The following is a 15,200-nucleotide window of genomic DNA, read 5'->3' on the forward strand; positions in this document are numbered from 1 at the left end:
GGAGGGATGACCTCTTCTCCTCGCACTCCGTCTGCCATCGACAAAGTCGCCGACGAGTGGGTCGACACCATCGCGGTGCTGGCTCCGACCCTCGGGACCTACATCGGTCGCGATGACGTCAACGATCGATTCGGTGACCTCAGCCCGGCCGGCCACGACGAGATCGCGGCGGCGACGCGGACGACGCTCGCGCAGCTGACGGCGCTCGAGCCGGTCGACGCGATCGATGCGGTCACGAAGGCGGACCTGTCGGCAGAGTTGAGCCTCGACCTCGAACTGCACGACGCCGACTGGCACCTCCGAGACCTCAACGTGATCGCCTCAGCCGCTCAGGACGTGCGATCCGCATTCGACCTGATGCCGACGGCCACCGCGGACGACTGGAGTGTCATCGCGACCCGGCTTGCCGCAGTCCCGGATGCGCTGCGCGGCTATACCGAGACCCTGCGTGCCGGCATCGCCGCGGGAGTCACGCCCGCCAGGCGCCAGGTCGTGGAGGTCGCGACGCAGATCGACCGCTACACGGCCGATGACGGATTCTTCGCGGCGTTCGTCGCCGACGCGGCGCCCCAGGAGGGCAACCTGCCCGCATCCCTCGCACGGCTGCTCGCCGACAACTCCGCGGCCGCCCGCGTGGCCTACGACGAGCTGCGCGGTTTCCTCGCCGAGGAGCTCGCTCCCGCCGCAGGAGAGGTCGATGCGGTCGGACGCGAGCTGTATGCGCTCAACTCCCGCCGGTTCCTCGGTGCGACGATCGACCTCGATGAGACCTACGAGTGGGGACGCGAGGAGCTCGCGCGGATGGTCGAGGAGCAGACCGCGATCGCCCACGAGATCCTCCCCGGCGCGTCGGTCGAAGAGGCCGTCGCGCACCTGGAGGCCGACCCCGCGCGCAAGCTCGTCGGCACCGAGGCACTGCAGCGCTGGATGCAGGAGACGAGCGACAGGGCCGTCGCAGAGCTCGGCGCCACGCACTTCGACATCCCCGAGGCGATCCGGACCCTGGAGTGCATGATCGCCCCCACCCAGGAGGGTGGCATCTACTACACCGGTCCGACCGATGACTTCTCGCGCCCCGGCCGCATGTGGTGGTCGGTTCCCGAGGGCGTCACGGAGTTCGACACCTGGCGCGAGCTCACCACCGTGTACCACGAGGGCGTTCCGGGGCATCATCTGCAGATCGCCCAGGCCGTGTACAACCGCACGGAGCTCAACTCCTGGCGTCGTCTGCTCGCCGGCACCTCCGGCCACGCGGAGGGCTGGGCGCTGTACGCGGAACGTCTGATGCAGCAGCTCGGCTACCTCGACGACCCCGCCGATCGACTCGGGATGCTCGACGGCCAGCGCATGCGCGCGGCCAGGGTCGTCCTCGACATCGGCGTGCACCTCGGCAAGCCGCGGCCCGACGGCACCGGCATCTGGGACGCGGACTACGCGCTCGATTTCATGCGCAAGAACGTCAACATGTCCGACCAGTTCGTGCAGTTCGAGGTCAACCGCTACCTCGGATGGCCGGGGCAGGCGCCCTCGTACAAGGTCGGCCAGCGCATCTGGGAGCAGGTGCGCGATGCGTACCAGGCGGAACGAGGCTCCGACTTCGACGTCAAGGAGTTCCACAAGCGTGCCCTCGACATGGGCGGCGTGGGCCTCGACACCCTGCGCACGGCGCTTCTCGCAGGCTGAGGGAATGCGAACGACCCAGACGATGTTCATTCAGCTGAATAGAAAGGGCTGACATGGGCATCGAATTCGGGCTGGACACCTTCGGCGACATCACCAGAGGCGCGGACGGCGAACTGCTCACCGCCGCGCAGACCATCCGCAACGTGGTGGCACAGGCGGAGATGGCCGACAGCGTCGGCGTCGACTTCTTCGGGGTGGGGGAGCACCACCGCACGGAGTTCGCGGTCTCGGCACCCGAGATGGTGCTGGCCACGATCGCCGGCCGCACGCAGAACATCCGTCTCGGCACCGCGGTCACGGTGCTCTCCTCCGATGACCCTGTGCGGGTCTTCGAGCGTTTCGCGACGCTCGACGCACTGTCGGACGGACGTGCAGAGGTCGTTCTCGGGCGCGGCTCGTTCATCGAGTCGTTCCCGCTCTTCGGCTACGACCTGCGCGACTACGACGCCCTCTTCGAGCAGAAGCTCGAGCTGTTCGTCGAACTCCTCAAGGAGGAGCCGGTGACCTGGTCCGGCACGATGCGGCCGTCGCTCGACAACGCGAACGTCTTCCCCAAGACGGAGAACGGCCTGCGGACATGGGTGGGGGTGGGCGGCAGCCCCGAATCGGTCGTGCGCGTCGCCCGCCACGGCCTCGGTCTGATGCTCGCCATCATCGGAGGCCCGGCAGGACGCTTCCGCCAGTTCGTCGATCTGTATCACCGCTCCATCGCGTCGTTCGGGACCCCGGCGCACCCGATCGCCGTGCATTCTCCCGGGCACATCGCCGACACCGATGACGAGGCGTGGGAGGCGGCATACTCGGGCTTCGAGGCGATGAACAACACGATCGGACGCGAGCGGGGCTGGCCTGCGTACAGCAGGGCGAGGTTCCAGAACGATGTCGGGCCTGCAGGAGCGCTGTACGTCGGTTCGCCGGACCGCGTGGCGGCGAAGATCGCCGACACGATCACGACGCTCGACCTCGGCCGCTTCGACCTGAAGTACGCCACCGGCACGCTGTCGCACGAGGCGATGTTGCGCAGCGTGGAGCTGTACGGCTCCGAGGTCATCCCGCGGGTGCGCAGGATCCTCGCCGAGCGCGACTGACACAGCGGCTCGGCGGCGCGAGCACGCCTCTACGATGTAGGAATGGCCAACACCGCGCTGCCGAGCCGGGCATCGATCGCCGGGCGTCTCGACGAGCTTCCGTTCACGCGTCGCCATCTGCGACTGCTCACCGGATCGGGCGTCGGCTGGGCGCTGGACGCGATGGACGTGGGGCTCATCTCCTTCATCCTCGCGGCGCTCACCCAGCAGTGGGGGCTGACCAAGACGGATGCCGGGTGGATCGCCTCCGTCGGCTTCATCGGCATGGCGCTCGGCGCGACCCTCGGCGGCCTTCTCGCCGACCGGCTCGGTCGGCGTCAGGTGTTCGCGCTGACGCTGCTCATCTACGGGATCGCGACCGGTGCGAGCGCACTCGTCGGGGGACTGGCGGCGCTGCTCGTCCTGCGCTTCCTCGTGGGACTCGGTCTCGGCGCGGAGCTTCCCGTCGCGTCGACCTACGTCAGCGAGTTCGCTCCCGCGCGCATCCGCGGCCGACTCATCGTGATCCTCGAGGCGTTCTGGGCCCTCGGCTGGACCGCTGCCGCGTTGATCGGCTACTTCGTGATCCCGACGTCCGACGACGGGTGGCGCTGGGCCTTCGCTTTCGGCGCCATCCCTGCGGTCTACGCCCTGATCGTGCGGTGGGGCCTGCCGGAGTCGCCGCGCTGGCTGGCCTCACGCGGACGCATCGCCGAGGCGGATCGCATCGTCTCGACGTTCGAGACCGATGCGGGTGTCGTGCCCGAACCCGCGATCCGCCGTGAGCCGCCGTCGCGGGCGATCGCTGTCACCACCCGGGCCCGCCTGACCACGCTCTGGAACGCCGAGTTCCGGCTGCGCACGCTGAGCCTCTGGGTCGTCTGGCTGTGCGTCAACTTCGCCTACTACGGCGCCTTCATCTGGATTCCCAGCATCCTCGTCGATGCGGGGTTCGATCTCGTGCGGTCGTTCGGGTTCACGCTGATCATCACGCTCGCCCAGCTGCCCGGCTACGCGGTGGCGGCCTGGTTGATCGAGGTCTGGGGTCGGCGGTCGACCCTGTCGATCTTCCTCCTCGGATCCGCGGTGTCGGCCGTGTTCTTCGGCACGTCCACGACCGAGACGGCCATCATCGCCTCGGGGATGGCGCTGTCGTTCTTCAACCTGGGCGCCTGGGGTGCGCTGTATGCGGTGACGCCCGAGATCTACCCGACCTCGCTGCGCGGCACCGGGGCCGGGTGGGCCGCAGGCATCGGCCGCATCGCCTCGATCATCGCGCCTCTGGCGGTGCCGGTGCTGCTCGTCGCCGGGGGAGCGCCCGTCCTGTTCGCCGTCTTCGGAGCGTGCTTCGTCGCCGCTGCGGTGGCGTCTTGGGGACTCGTCGACCGCAGGGGAGAGGCGCTCGACGACCGGTGAGGCGTCCGCGCACCGCTGGCGGGAATAGGCTGTCGGGGTGACAGACGTGCGCTATGTGGCCATCGGAGACTCCTTCACGGAGGGCGTGGGTGATGTGCTCCCGGACGGCAGCGAACGCGGATGGGCGGACCTCGTGGCCCAGGGGTGGGCGGATGCATCCGGTCACCCGATCAGCTACGCGAACCTCGCGATCCGCGGCCGGCTGGCCTGGCCCATCGTCGAACAGCAGCTCGAACCCGCGCTCGCGCTGCGACCCACGCATCTGTCGTTCAACGGCGGGGGCAACGACATGCTCCGACCGCGCACCGATCTCGAGCACATCGCCGATGCGTTCAGCCGCGTGCTGCGTCGATGCGACGAGGAGGGCGTGACTCTGATCCTGCTGTCCGGCGCGAATCCGAGCGGTCAGCTGCCGATGGGCTCTCTCGTGCAGCGCCGCGGGGATCAGCTCTCCGATGCGGTGCTGAGGCGGGTCGAGGGGCGCGATGACGTCGTGCGCGCGCTGAACTGGCCGGACAGCGAGCTGTCCGACGCGAAATACTGGTCGGAGGACCGCCTGCACATGAACGCGGCCGGCCATCACCGTGTCGCCGCGCGGGTGCTGCAGGGGCTCGGATTCGAGCCGCCGGCGACGTGGTGGTCGCCGACCTCGCTCGCGGCCGCCGGGCCTGCCGGGATCGCCTACTATCGCCAGTTCGTCGGACCCTGGGTGCGACGCCGTGTCACGCGCACCTCGTCCGGCGACGGGCGCGCAGCCAAGTACCCCGACTGGGTCGAGCGGGTGCCCGGCGCGTGACCGACATCGAGATGCGCCGCATCCGTGGCGGCTCGGTGACGCTTCACGATGCCCGCCGCAAAGTGGAGCGCGTGGCGAGCGTCGACGACTTCGAGATCGCGGTCTTCCCGATCACCGAGGAGCAGCTGGCCGAGATCCTCCCGATCCCCTCACGCCATCCGCGACGTCCCGCTGTGGAGCTGAGCTGGCTGCGCGCCGTTCACTTCTGCAACGCCGCGTCCGAGTGGGAGGGCCTCGATCCGGTCTACCGGTTTGACGGAGAGGTCGTCGCGTGGGACGTGACGGCCGATGGCTACCGTCTGCCGACCGAGGCCGAGTGGGAGTACGCCTGCCGCGCGGGTTCGACCGGTCCGCACTACGCCCCGCTCGCGGACGCCGCGTGGACGAGCGCCGACGGCGTCTCGTCCGCCCAGGATGTGGGCTCACGCCTGCCGAATCTCTACGGGTTGTTCGACACCCTCGGCAATGTGTGGGAGTGGTGCTGGGACCTCTTGGATCCCGCACGCTACGACGACTATCGCGTGTTCCGTGGTGGGGGCTTCGCCGACGACGCCTGGAGCGTGCGGGCATCGGTCCGTCGCGGGGGAGCGCCCCGCACCGCGCAGGACGACGTGGGGTTGCGCGTCGCCAGGGGTGCTTTCGACGCGCCGGGCGAAGCTCAGGGGTGGTCGGAGCGCGCGGACCGCGAGCGTGCCGCATTCGACGGCCCTGTGCCGTTCGGCTGGACTCCGCTGCGTCGACCCGGCCGCTGATCGATCAGCGCTGCGGGTCCGGCCGCGCGAGGGAGGCAGGCTGATCCTCACCGGTCCATGGGGCGGATGAGATAGCGGCTGGGGCCCGAGGACTCGGCGAATCCGAACTTCTCGTACAGGCCGCTCGCGGTGCTCGCAGCCAGCACGATGCGCTTCACGGTGGATGAGTGCTGCAGATCATCGATGACGCCCTCGACGATCAGTCGTCCGATGCCCTCGCCGCGCGCCGTCTCGTCGACGAACACATCGCAGAGCCAGGCGAACGTGATGCCGTCGGTCACGACGCGCGCATACGCGACCTGCCGGCCGTCGGCATCCCGAACCGAGTAATTCCGCGACGCGTCGATCGCGGCATCCTGCGTCTCGCGGCTGCGTCCTCTCGCCCAGTACGACTCCTCACTGAGCCAGCGGTGCACCAGGGCTCGGTCGATCGTCGCGGTGTCGGTCGAGAAGGAATAGGGCGAAGGCATGAGCGACATCCTACGAGCGGTCAGCGATGCTTCTCGGGTTCCAGACCCATGCGGATGCGTGTCCGCTTGCGTTCGATCACGATGAAGACGACGCCGAGTATCCAGAGCGGGATCGGCATCAGGAAGGCGATGCGGAACGCCTCGAACGAGTACGTCTCGGGGGTTCCGGCGCCCTGGACGTCGAGTGCGAGACCGATCAGCCAGATCGCGATCAGCGCGGCGACGAAGCCCCCGGCGTTCGTCACCCCGGTCGCGGTGCTCAGTCGGTGCGACGGGTTGTGGGTGCGCGCATGGTCGAAGGCGATCATGCTCGCGGGGCCGCCGGTCGCGAGCGCGACGGCGAGCACGTAGAGCAGCCAGAGGGGCGCGGGGCCCGGCAGCGCGAGAACGGCGATCCATGCGCCCACCTGCAGGCCGACCGCGGGGAGCACGAGTGCGAGTGAGCGCTGGTTCGGCAACCGCCTCGACAGGTCGCCGATGATCGGGCCGAGCGCCATGCCGGCGATGACATACACCGAGATGATCCCCGCGGCGTGCGCGGTGTCCAGCCCCTGGGCCGCGGTGAGGAACGGCATCCCCCAGAGCAGGATGAACGCGGTGCCCGCGAACGGCGACGTGAAATGCGACCAGAACGCGAGTCGGGTGCCGGGGTGCGCCCAGGCGGCGCGGATGCCGACACCCGTGTCGATCGACGAGGTGACGACGCGGATCACGCCCGTGTCGGTGTCCACCGAGACGTCGGCCCCGCGCTCTGCCGGGTGGTTGCGGATCAGGAGCGCGACGAGAATCGTGAAGAGCACCCCCAGACCGGCGATGCTGCCGAACGTGATCGTCCACGAGGTCGCATGCAGGAGGGCGGCGAGCGGGACGAGCGCGACGAGTTGCCCTGCCTGACCGATGATGCCGGTGAACTGGACCATGAGAGGGCCGCGCTGGGCGGGGAACCAGGTGGCGACGAGTCGCAGCACGGCCGGGAAGATCGCCGCATCTCCCGCACCGAGGAGGATTCGGGCGAAGACCGCGACGCCGATGCTGGGGGAGAGGGCCATGGTGAGCTGACCGGCGGCCATCAGGAGCATGCCGATCGTCATGATGGGGCGGGACCCGAAGCGGTCGAGCAGGATGCCGATGGGGATCTGCATGCCGCCGTAGACCGCGAGCTGCACCACGGCGAAGAGCGCGAGCGTCGAGGCGTCGGCGTGGAACCGGTCGGCCGCCTCGACTCCGACAGCGCCCAACGAGGTGCGGTTGGTGATCGCGAGAACGTAGGCGGCCACGCCCACACCCCAGATGAGCCAGGCCCTCCACCCCGGGTCGGTTACGGGGGAGCGGGGAACCTGTTGCACCCTTCCACGGTACTCCCGGTGGGCGGGGCTCTCGTGCGCTCCGATGCGCGCGACGCAGCCTTCCGGATGTCGGATGCCGGGGCTACCGTGGCCGTATGACTCCTGCACCGGTGCATCACTCCATCGACTACGTCGAGCTCGTCGTGAACGACCTCGACGCCGCGAAGCGGTTCTACGGCGACACCTTCGGGTGGGTCTTCGTGGACTACGGTCCCGCCTACGCCGGCATCGCCTCACCCACCGGCGACGGGTCCGAGGTGGGAGGCCTGCTGCTCTCCGATCAGGCCAGGCCTGCCGGCGGACCTCTGGTCCTCCTCTATTCCGACGACCTCGAGGCGACGCAGGCCGCGATCACCGACGCCGGCGGCTCCGTGACGCAGGGCCCGTACGAGTTCCCGGGTGGTCGACGTCTGCACTTCCTCGATCCGAGCGGCAACGAGCTGGGGGTATGGGCCGCACAGTGATGGCAGGGTAGAGGCGTGACCTCTCCCCACCTCCGAGAGCGCAGGATCGCATGAGTGAGCGCGTCGCCGTCGTCGAGCATTCCGCTCTGTCCGAATCGCACGTTGCGGCGCTGCGCGAGCTGTTCGACAGCGAGTATCGCGCGACGCACGGAGAGTGGAATCCTGACCGTCCGTACGGGTATTCCCCGGCGGACGTGCACACGACGATCTTCTGCGGGAGCATTGCGGTCGCGCACGTCGGATTCCAGCGTCGCGTCATCCGGGTCGGCCGGGCCGAGGTCCGGGTCGCGGGAACCGGGGGAGTCCTGGTGCATCCCGACTGGCGCTCCGGCGGTGTCGGCCGTCGAGTGATGTCTCACGCCCAGCAGGCGATGCGTGGCGACGAGCGGGTCGAGTTCGGCTATCTCGGGTGCCGCGACGAGGTCGTTGCGTTCTACGAGCGCACCGGCTGGTCGCGGGTGAACGCGGTGGAGCGTCACGTGTCGACGGTCGACGCGACGGAGATCGTGACGTCGTCCGGCGGGCCGATCCTCGTCTTCGCCGCCATGGCGGACCCCCGCGGGGAGGCGCCTCGATGGCCGCTCGGAGACATCGATCTCAACGGCACACCCTGGTGACCGACAGGACGCGTCGTGCTCGGCCGTCGCTGCGGCAGGCGATGAGGACTCCCTGGTGGCCGGACGGGGCCGCTCGATCTCACGTCCGGCGACCAGGTCGCTCGGGGGGAGCACCGGGGTGCTCGGATCCCGCCGACGAGCGCGTTCGGGTCAGTCGTTCTGAAGCCAGCTCCTGATCGTCCCGGCGACGCGGTCGAGGTCGGATTCGAGGAGGAAGTGTCCGCCGTCGATGAGCTCGACACGAGCGTGCGGAGCGTCGCGGAGGAATGCCGTGGCGCCGGCGGCGGCGAAGATCTCGTCGTTGCGCCCCCAGATCGCGAGCACCGGCACCTGTGAGGTGCGGAGCCAGGCGTGCACCTCGGGATAGAGGTCCCGGTTGGTGGTGTAGTCGCGGAAGAGCGCCAGCTGCACGTCGTCCTGTCCGTCGCGGGCGAGGAGCGCGAGGTCGTGCTCCCAGGCGTCGGGGTCCACGGTGGTCGGGTCCGGGACGCCGTGCGTGTACTGCCATTCGACGGCGTCCCGGCCGAGGGCGGGACGCAGCGCGTCGCGCGTCGCGGCGGTCCGTTCGGCGCCGTCGGTCCAGATCGGGTTCCAGAAGCCGGGCACGAAGCCCTCTTCGTACGCGTTGCCGTTCTGGGAGATGACCCCGACGACGGCAGCGGGGTCGGCGAGCGCCAGGCGCCAGCCGATCGGGGCGCCGTAGTCCTGGACGTAGATCGTGTACTGCGTCACGCCGATGGTCGCGAGGAATCCGCCGGTCACCTGTGCGAGGGCCGCGAAGGTGTACTCGAAGTCGTCGACAGAGGGGGCGGAGGAACGACCGAAGCCGATGTGGTCCGGAGCGATGACGCGGTAACGATCGGCCAGCGCGGGGATGAGGTGCCGGAACATGTGGGAGCTGGTCGGATACCCGTGCAGGAGCAGGAGTACGGGGGCGTCGTCAGGGCCGGCTTCACGGTAGAAGACGTCGAGTCCGTCGACGGAGACGGTGCGGTGGTGGACGGTGACCATGGTTCTAACCTCTTTAAGTTGTTTTACTGGTTAGACAGACGCTGGCATGGATCCATCGCGCCAGAGGGCGCGGGAGAGCGGGGGAGAAGTGCTGAGCGACGAGGAGCTGCTGCTGAGCCTTTTGAACAGCGCGCCCATGATCGAGGGAAGGCCGACCGACGGCCTCGAGGGGGCGGCCGGGCGAGACCTGGCGCGCGCCTGGGGCGGAACGGGATCGGCGAGTGAGCTGGTACGCCTGAGGCGCGCGCGTCAGGCATTGCAGACGATGGTGCGCGAAGACGAGGGAGCCGCCGTCGGCGAGCTGACCGACATCCTCGACGAGGCCGTGCGGACGCCGCGCATGACCCCGAACGGGGTGGCCTGGGACCTTCGCGTTCCCGACGACCACCGCCTCGCCGTCGAGGCCGTGCTGGCCTGGTCGATGGTGATCACGGAGTTCCCCGATCGCCTCCGAGCATGCGCGAATGAAGAGTGCACCCGTTTCCTGGTCGATCACAGTCGCCCCGGCACCGCAAAATGGTGCTCCATGGCGGTCTGCGGCAACCGGATGAAGGCGCGCACGCACGCACGCCGCGCCAAGAGTTGACCGATGCTGCACACGAGAGCAGGCATCGGCACCGTGTGATCTTCCCCGCCACCATCGGCCCTGAAGGGGGCGAGCAGTTCTCTATCTGACATAATGTGCATTATCGGCTCTATCGCGATCACGTCGATCGAGGCTGTCGATAGGCTCGATGCGTGAACGCACAGAACGTCGAGATCGACTGGGAAGCCGCACGCACGGCGAATCTGCAGAACTGGGATGATCGTGTGCCGCTGCACGAAGCGGCATACGGGCTGGATGGTTTCGACGATCCGAACCATCTCAGCGATGTCGTGAGTGACGACCTGCCGGTGCTCGGTCGTTTCGTACCGGGCGGAAGCCTGTCAGGTCTCGACGTCTGCCATCTGCAGTGTCACATCGGCACCGACACGATCTCGCTGGCTCGTGCCGGTGCTCACGTGACCGGCGTGGATTTCTCCGAGCCCGCGTTGCGAGCGGCAGCCGCTCTCGCCGAACGCACCGGAGTCGCGGCGACCTGGGTCCGGACTGATGTCCTCGAGGCGCGCAACGCGGTACCGGGTGACTTCGATGTGGTCTACACGAGCATCGGAACGATCTGCTGGCTGCAGGATCTCGATCGCTGGGCGGCGCAGATCGTCGCGCTGCTGCGCCCCGGCGGGACGTTCTTCATTCGCGACGGGCACCCGGCGCTGCTGGCGCTGGACGAGGACGCGCCGGAGATGACCACGCGCTACGCCTACTTCGGCGACGGGCGCGCCCAGCAGTGGGACGATGAGTCCACGTATGCCGGCGACGGCAGAGTCGCTCATCCACGTACCTATGAGTGGCCGCACCCGCTGTCGGAGATACTCGGAGCACTCCTCCGGGCAGGCCTTCGCCTTCTGCACTTCGACGAGGGCCGCACGCTCCCCTGGCGTTTCAGCCCGCGCATGGTGGAGGTTCCGCGGGGCTACGCCTGGCCGGAGGCCGAGCGCGACCTGATCCCGTGCACTTTCACGATCGTCGCTCGCAAGGACTGACCCCGGACCGCAGAGCCCTCACCGCCCGACGTATGCGGCCAGATGTTCGCCGGTCAGTGTGGATCTCGACGCCACCAGGTCTTCCGGACGGCCTTCGAACACCACGCGTCCGCCGTCGTGCCCTGCACCGGGACCGATGTCGATGATCCAGTCGGCGTGCGCCATCACCGCCTGGTGGTGCTCGATCACGATCACCGTCTTCCCCGACTCCACGAGACGATCGAGGAGTCCGAGGATGTTGCGGACGTCGGCCAGGTGCAGCCCGGTGGTCGGCTCGTCGAGCACGTAGGTGTCACCCTTCTCCCCCATCTGGATGGCCAGCTTGATGCGCTGACGCTCGCCTCCCGACAGGGTCGACAACGGCTGTCCGAGCGACAGGTAGCCGAGCCCGACGTCGTCGAGTCGGCCGAGGATCGCCACAGCGGCGGGAATCCTCGCTTCCCCGTCGGAGAAGAATGCCTTGGCCTCGGACACCGGGAGGTCCAGCACTTCGGTGATGTCCTTCCCCGCCAGGGTGTACTCCAGGACCGACGCCTGGAAACGTTTGCCGCCACAGTCCTCGCACGGCGTCTCGATCGTGTCCATGAACCCGAGTTCGGTGATGATCACCCCGGCTCCCTTGCAGGTCGGACACGCGCCTTCGGAATTCGCGCTGAACAGTGCGGGCTTCACTCCGTTGGCCTTCGCGAATGCCTTGCGGATCGGCTCGAGCAACCCCGTATAGGTGGCCGGGTTGCTGCGTCGAGACCCCTTGATCGCACTCTGATCGATCGAGACGACGCCGTCGCGTCTCGAGACCGAGCCGTGGATCAACGAGCTCTTTCCAGAGCCCGCCACGCCGGTGACGACCGTGAGGATGCCGGTGGGGATGTCGACATCGACGTCCTGGAGGTTGTTGGCCGTCGCCCCCCGCACCTCGATGGTTCCCGTGGCGTCGCGGACCGACGTCTTGAGCGTGGAGCGGTCGTCCAGATGGATCCCGGTGCGTGTCCCGCTCGATCTGAGCCCCTCGACCGTGCCTTGGAAGCAGATCTCGCCACCGGCGCTGCCCGCACCCGGTCCGAGATCGACCACGTGGTCGCCGATCGCGATGGTCTCCGGTTTGTGCTCGACGACGAGGACCGTGTTGCCCTTGTCGCGCAGGCGCAGCAGCAGGGAGTTCATGCGCTCGATGTCGTGCGGATGCAGTCCGATGGTCGGCTCGTCGAAGACATAGGTGACATCGGTGAGAGAGGAGCCGAGGTGACGGAGCATCTTGATGCGCTGCGCCTCTCCCCCGGACAGCGTCCCCGAGGGACGATCCAGACTCAGATACCCGAGCCCGAGCGTCACGAAGGCCTCGAGGTTCGCGCGCAGAGCCTCGAGGAGCGGTGCGGCTTCGGGCAGCTCCAGGTTCCGCACCCATGCGGCGAGATCGGTCACCTGCATCCGACAGGCGTCCGCGATGCTGATGCCCTCGATCTTCGAGGATCGCGCGCCTTCGGTGAGGCGGGTGCCCTCGCACTCGGGGCAGGTGGCGAAGGTCGCGACGCGTTGGACGAACGCACGGATGTGCGGTTGCAGCGCATCGAGGTCCTTCGAGAGCATCGACTTGGTGATCTTCGGGATCAGCCCTTCGTACGTCATGTTGATGCCCGAGATCTTGACCTTCGTGACCGCGCCGTAGAGCAGCAGGTGTTTCTGCTTGTCGGTGAACTCGGCGATCGGCATGTCTGGCGGGTAGAACCCCGAACCGGAGAAGCCCTTCACCATCCATCCGTCGGCCGTGTAGCCGGGAACCATGATGGCGCCGCCGTCGAGCGACTTCGATTCGTCGATGATCTGTGCGAGGTCGAGGTCGGACACCGCTCCCCTGCCCTCGCACCGAGGACACATGCCGCCGAGGTAGATCGCGTCCTTGACGATCTTCTTCTCTCCGCTCGGGCCTGTCATGACGCCACTGGCCTTCTGCGTCGGGATGTTGAAGGAGAATGCGGTCGGTCCTCCGATGTACGGCCGGCCGAGCTTGCTGAAGAGGATCCGCAGCATCGCGTTCGCATCGGTGACCGTGCCCACGGTCGAGCGCGGGTTCGCGCCGAGCCGTTCCTGATCGACGATGATGGAGGTCGTGAGCCCTTCGAGGACGTCGACGTCCGGTCGGGGCACCGAGGGCATGAACCCCTGCACGAACGCGCTGTACGTCTCGTCGATCATCCGTCTCGACTCCGCCGCGATGGTGTCGAAGACGAGGGAACTCTTGCCCGACCCGGAGACCCCGGTGAACACGGTGAGGCGGCGCTTCGGGATCTCGACGCTGACGTCTTTGAGATTGTTCTCGCGCGCTCCCTGAACGCGGATCAGGTCGTGGCCGTCTGCGGCATGGGTCATGATCGTCCTCGGGTGGGGTCGGTGGTCGGGTCAGCCGGCCTGGTTGATACGGAGAAGATTGCCCGCCGGATCGCGGAACGCGCAGTCCCGCACACCGTATGGCTGGTCGAGCGGCTCCTGCACGACGTCGGCCCCGTGAGCGACGAGGCGGTCGAACAGGGCTTCGAGGTCGTCGCTCGCGAGGGTCAGCGCGCCGTAGCTGCCCTTCGCGATCAGTTCGAGGATGGTCCGTCGTTCGCCCTCGGTGATCCCGGGGTCGGTGGCGGGCGGATGCAGCACGATCGACGTCTCGGGCTGCCCCTCCGGGCCGACGGTCAGCCAGCGCAGGCCGTCGTAGCCGACGTCATTGCGCACCTCGAATCCGAGGGCGTCGCGGTAGAAGCCGAGGGCTGCCTCGGCATCAGTATGCGGAAGGAACGCGTAGTGGATGCTGATGTTCATGGGCTCAGGTTAGGTGGGTCTCCGGGCGCGGTGCTTCTTGATTCCTGATCGGTCTGATGACGTGCTTGGCATGGACGGTCGGGATGCCGTCGAGAGTGGCGGCGCGTTCACGGTACACCCGGGGTGAGACACCGACCAGCTCGGTGAATCTGGTGCTGAATGTTCCCAGCGACGAGCTCCCCACCGCGACGCAGACCTCGGTCACCGAGAGGTCGCCGCGTCTGAGCAGCGCCATGGCGCGCTCGATCCGCCGCGTCATCAGATACGAGTACGGTGATTCGCCGTACGTCTCCTTGAAGCGGCGGCTGAGATGGCCCGCCGACATGTGCACGCCTCTCGCCAGCGCCTCGACGTCGAGGGGCAGCGCGTACTCGCGATCGATGCGATCCCGGACCCGACGCATGACGACGAGTTCGCGGAGTCGTGCATCGTCGTCGGCGCTCACGAATAGATACTGTCACGCGACATGTCGGGACACGACGTCCCGCGTCGTCGCGAGTCACTCGACCCCCATGGGGTCCTCTACAGGGATACCCTGTGACCATCGCGCACTGGCAATTCTCAGAAAGGATCCCCCATGACCGATCCGCTCGCCGCAGGAGCCGGTTCCCTCGTCAAGTCCATCCGCATCGTCCTCGCGGTCTCGGGCGTGATCGCCCTCCTGGCCGGCATCGTGCTGCTGGTATGGCCCGTCAAGTCCGCCGTCATCGTCACCGGCATCTTCGCGTCGTATCTCGTCGTCGCCGGTCTCGTCTACATCGGTCTGGCCGTCTTCTCTCGCATCGAGGGCGGCTGGGCCCGGATCGGCCACATCGTGCTCGGCCTGATCTACATCGTGGCGGGCGTGATCGCCTTCGCGAACCTCGGTGTGGCCGCCGCGACCCTCGCGCTCGTCGTGGTGATCTTCATCGGCATCAGCTGGATCGTCGACGGTGTGGTCGCGCTGTCGTTGCTCGGACAGGACGGCTCGCGCGTATGGACGCTGCTCTATGCGCTGCTCAGCATCGTCGCCGGAATCGTGGTGCTCTTCTCGCCGCTCTACGCCGCAGCCGTGCTCTGGCTGGTGCTGGGGGTCTCGCTCGTCGCACTCGGTCTCGTGCAGATCGTCCGCGCGATCACGCTCGGGAAGGATGCGAAGAACGTCGCGGCTGCCCGGAGCGACACCGCGAGCTGACCTCTCCCCTGC

General features: G+C 68.0%; 16 protein-coding genes. 10 read left to right on the plus strand and 6 right to left on the minus strand.

What is annotated here, in order from left to right:
- The first annotated feature begins 6 nt into the window (after positions 1–6).
- Genes FQ142_RS09075 through FQ142_RS09095 form a run of 5 tightly spaced genes read left to right on the plus strand, consistent with a single transcriptional unit; the run spans position 7 to position 5,714 of the window.
- The gene (locus FQ142_RS09075; protein WP_149423044.1) at positions 7–1,683 is read left to right on the plus strand and encodes a DUF885 domain-containing protein; all 1,677 of its coding nucleotides are present in this window, start codon (positions 7–9) and stop codon (positions 1,681–1,683) included.
- 53 nt (positions 1,684–1,736) lie between these two features.
- Positions 1,737–2,771: an LLM class flavin-dependent oxidoreductase gene (locus FQ142_RS09080; RefSeq protein ID WP_149423045.1), complete on the plus strand. Its 1,035-nt coding sequence runs from the start codon at positions 1,737–1,739 to the stop codon at positions 2,769–2,771.
- A 42-nt stretch (positions 2,772–2,813) separates the two neighbouring features.
- Positions 2,814–4,166, plus strand: a complete 1,353-nt coding sequence (locus FQ142_RS09085) for an MFS transporter (protein WP_149423046.1) — start codon at positions 2,814–2,816, stop codon at positions 4,164–4,166.
- 46 nt (positions 4,167–4,212) lie between these two features.
- On the plus strand, positions 4,213–4,962 hold the full coding sequence (locus tag FQ142_RS09090; RefSeq protein ID WP_149423496.1) for an SGNH/GDSL hydrolase family protein: 750 nt from the start codon (positions 4,213–4,215) through the stop codon (positions 4,960–4,962).
- Positions 4,963–4,973: 11 nt separating this feature from the next.
- Positions 4,974–5,714 carry a formylglycine-generating enzyme family protein gene (locus FQ142_RS09095; protein WP_149423497.1) on the plus strand — a complete coding sequence of 247 codons (741 nt, stop codon included), beginning with the start codon at positions 4,974–4,976 and terminating at the stop codon, positions 5,712–5,714.
- Between the two features lie 47 nt (positions 5,715–5,761).
- On the opposite strand, the gene FQ142_RS09100 is transcribed toward FQ142_RS09095, so the two are convergent.
- Together FQ142_RS09100 and FQ142_RS09105 are read right to left on the minus strand one after the other, a co-directional pair.
- Complete coding sequence (locus tag FQ142_RS09100; RefSeq protein WP_149423047.1) at positions 5,762–6,184, minus strand: GNAT family N-acetyltransferase; 423 nt, start codon at positions 6,182–6,184, stop codon at positions 5,762–5,764.
- Positions 6,185–6,204: 20 nt separating this feature from the next.
- The gene (locus FQ142_RS09105) at positions 6,205–7,530 is read right to left on the minus strand and encodes an MFS transporter (protein ID WP_149423048.1); all 1,326 of its coding nucleotides are present in this window, start codon (positions 7,528–7,530) and stop codon (positions 6,205–6,207) included.
- A 95-nt stretch (positions 7,531–7,625) separates the two neighbouring features.
- On the opposite strand from FQ142_RS09105, the gene FQ142_RS09110 reads away from it, so the two are divergent.
- Together FQ142_RS09110 and FQ142_RS09115 are read left to right on the plus strand one after the other, a co-directional pair.
- Positions 7,626–7,994, plus strand: a complete 369-nt coding sequence (locus FQ142_RS09110; RefSeq protein ID WP_149423049.1) for a VOC family protein — start codon at positions 7,626–7,628, stop codon at positions 7,992–7,994.
- Between the two features lie 50 nt (positions 7,995–8,044).
- Complete coding sequence (locus FQ142_RS09115; RefSeq protein ID WP_149423050.1) at positions 8,045–8,611, plus strand: GNAT family N-acetyltransferase; 567 nt, start codon at positions 8,045–8,047, stop codon at positions 8,609–8,611.
- Positions 8,612–8,761: 150 nt separating this feature from the next.
- Here the strand turns inward: FQ142_RS09115 and FQ142_RS09120 are convergent, their stop codons facing one another.
- Positions 8,762–9,622 carry an alpha/beta fold hydrolase gene (locus tag FQ142_RS09120; RefSeq protein WP_149423051.1) on the minus strand — a complete coding sequence of 287 codons (861 nt, stop codon included), beginning with the start codon at positions 9,620–9,622 and terminating at the stop codon, positions 8,762–8,764.
- Positions 9,623–9,710: 88 nt separating this feature from the next.
- On the opposite strand from FQ142_RS09120, the gene FQ142_RS09125 reads away from it, so the two are divergent.
- The gene (locus tag FQ142_RS09125; protein ID WP_223145283.1) at positions 9,711–10,208 is read left to right on the plus strand and encodes a CGNR zinc finger domain-containing protein; all 498 of its coding nucleotides are present in this window, start codon (positions 9,711–9,713) and stop codon (positions 10,206–10,208) included.
- A gap of 152 nt (positions 10,209–10,360) precedes the next feature.
- A complete protein-coding gene (locus FQ142_RS09130) occupies positions 10,361–11,206 on the plus strand; it encodes a class I SAM-dependent methyltransferase (protein WP_149423053.1) in 846 nt (281 codons plus the stop codon).
- 18 nt (positions 11,207–11,224) lie between these two features.
- Here FQ142_RS09130 and FQ142_RS09135 read toward each other — a convergent pair whose 3' ends face one another.
- The 3 genes from FQ142_RS09135 to FQ142_RS09145 are packed head-to-tail and all read right to left on the minus strand — an operon-like array spanning position 11,225 to position 14,417.
- Positions 11,225–13,573, minus strand: coding sequence for an ATP-binding cassette domain-containing protein (locus FQ142_RS09135; RefSeq protein ID WP_149423054.1), 2,349 nt, complete (start codon positions 13,571–13,573; stop codon positions 11,225–11,227).
- Positions 13,574–13,603: 30 nt separating this feature from the next.
- Complete coding sequence (locus FQ142_RS09140; RefSeq protein ID WP_149423055.1) at positions 13,604–14,014, minus strand: VOC family protein; 411 nt, start codon at positions 14,012–14,014, stop codon at positions 13,604–13,606.
- Between the two features lie 4 nt (positions 14,015–14,018).
- A complete protein-coding gene (locus tag FQ142_RS09145; RefSeq protein ID WP_149423498.1) occupies positions 14,019–14,417 on the minus strand; it encodes a helix-turn-helix transcriptional regulator in 399 nt (132 codons plus the stop codon).
- 174 nt (positions 14,418–14,591) lie between these two features.
- Between FQ142_RS09145 and FQ142_RS09150 the strand changes: the two genes are divergently transcribed.
- Positions 14,592–15,188, plus strand: coding sequence for an HdeD family acid-resistance protein (locus FQ142_RS09150; RefSeq protein ID WP_149423056.1), 597 nt, complete (start codon positions 14,592–14,594; stop codon positions 15,186–15,188).
- Positions 15,189–15,200: the final 12 nt, after the last annotated feature.

The organism is Microbacterium sp. ANT_H45B, assembly GCF_008369345.1.
Classification (GTDB): domain Bacteria; phylum Actinomycetota; class Actinomycetes; order Actinomycetales; family Microbacteriaceae; genus Microbacterium.

Excerpts from the sequence above, each read along its gene's own strand:
- FQ142_RS09075 (WP_149423044.1), top strand. The coding sequence starts at position 7 with ATGACCTCTTCTCCTCGCACTCCGTCTGCCATCGACAAAGTCGCCGAC.
- FQ142_RS09080 (WP_149423045.1), top strand. The coding sequence starts at position 1,737 with ATGGGCATCGAATTCGGGCTGGACACCTTCGGCGACATCACCAGAGGC.
- FQ142_RS09085 (WP_149423046.1), top strand. The coding sequence starts at position 2,814 with ATGGCCAACACCGCGCTGCCGAGCCGGGCATCGATCGCCGGGCGTCTC.
- FQ142_RS09095 (WP_149423497.1), top strand. The coding sequence starts at position 4,974 with ATGCGCCGCATCCGTGGCGGCTCGGTGACGCTTCACGATGCCCGCCGC.
- FQ142_RS09100 (WP_149423047.1), bottom strand. The coding sequence starts at position 6,184 with ATGCCTTCGCCCTATTCCTTCTCGACCGACACCGCGACGATCGACCGA.
- FQ142_RS09110 (WP_149423049.1), top strand. The coding sequence starts at position 7,626 with ATGACTCCTGCACCGGTGCATCACTCCATCGACTACGTCGAGCTCGTC.
- FQ142_RS09115 (WP_149423050.1), top strand. The coding sequence starts at position 8,045 with ATGAGTGAGCGCGTCGCCGTCGTCGAGCATTCCGCTCTGTCCGAATCG.
- FQ142_RS09120 (WP_149423051.1), bottom strand. The coding sequence starts at position 9,622 with ATGGTCACCGTCCACCACCGCACCGTCTCCGTCGACGGACTCGACGTC.
- FQ142_RS09135 (WP_149423054.1), bottom strand. The coding sequence starts at position 13,573 with ATGACCCATGCCGCAGACGGCCACGACCTGATCCGCGTTCAGGGAGCG.
- FQ142_RS09140 (WP_149423055.1), bottom strand. The coding sequence starts at position 14,014 with ATGAACATCAGCATCCACTACGCGTTCCTTCCGCATACTGATGCCGAG.
- FQ142_RS09145 (WP_149423498.1), bottom strand. The coding sequence starts at position 14,417 with ATGCGTCGGGTCCGGGATCGCATCGATCGCGAGTACGCGCTGCCCCTC.
- FQ142_RS09150 (WP_149423056.1), top strand. The coding sequence starts at position 14,592 with ATGACCGATCCGCTCGCCGCAGGAGCCGGTTCCCTCGTCAAGTCCATC.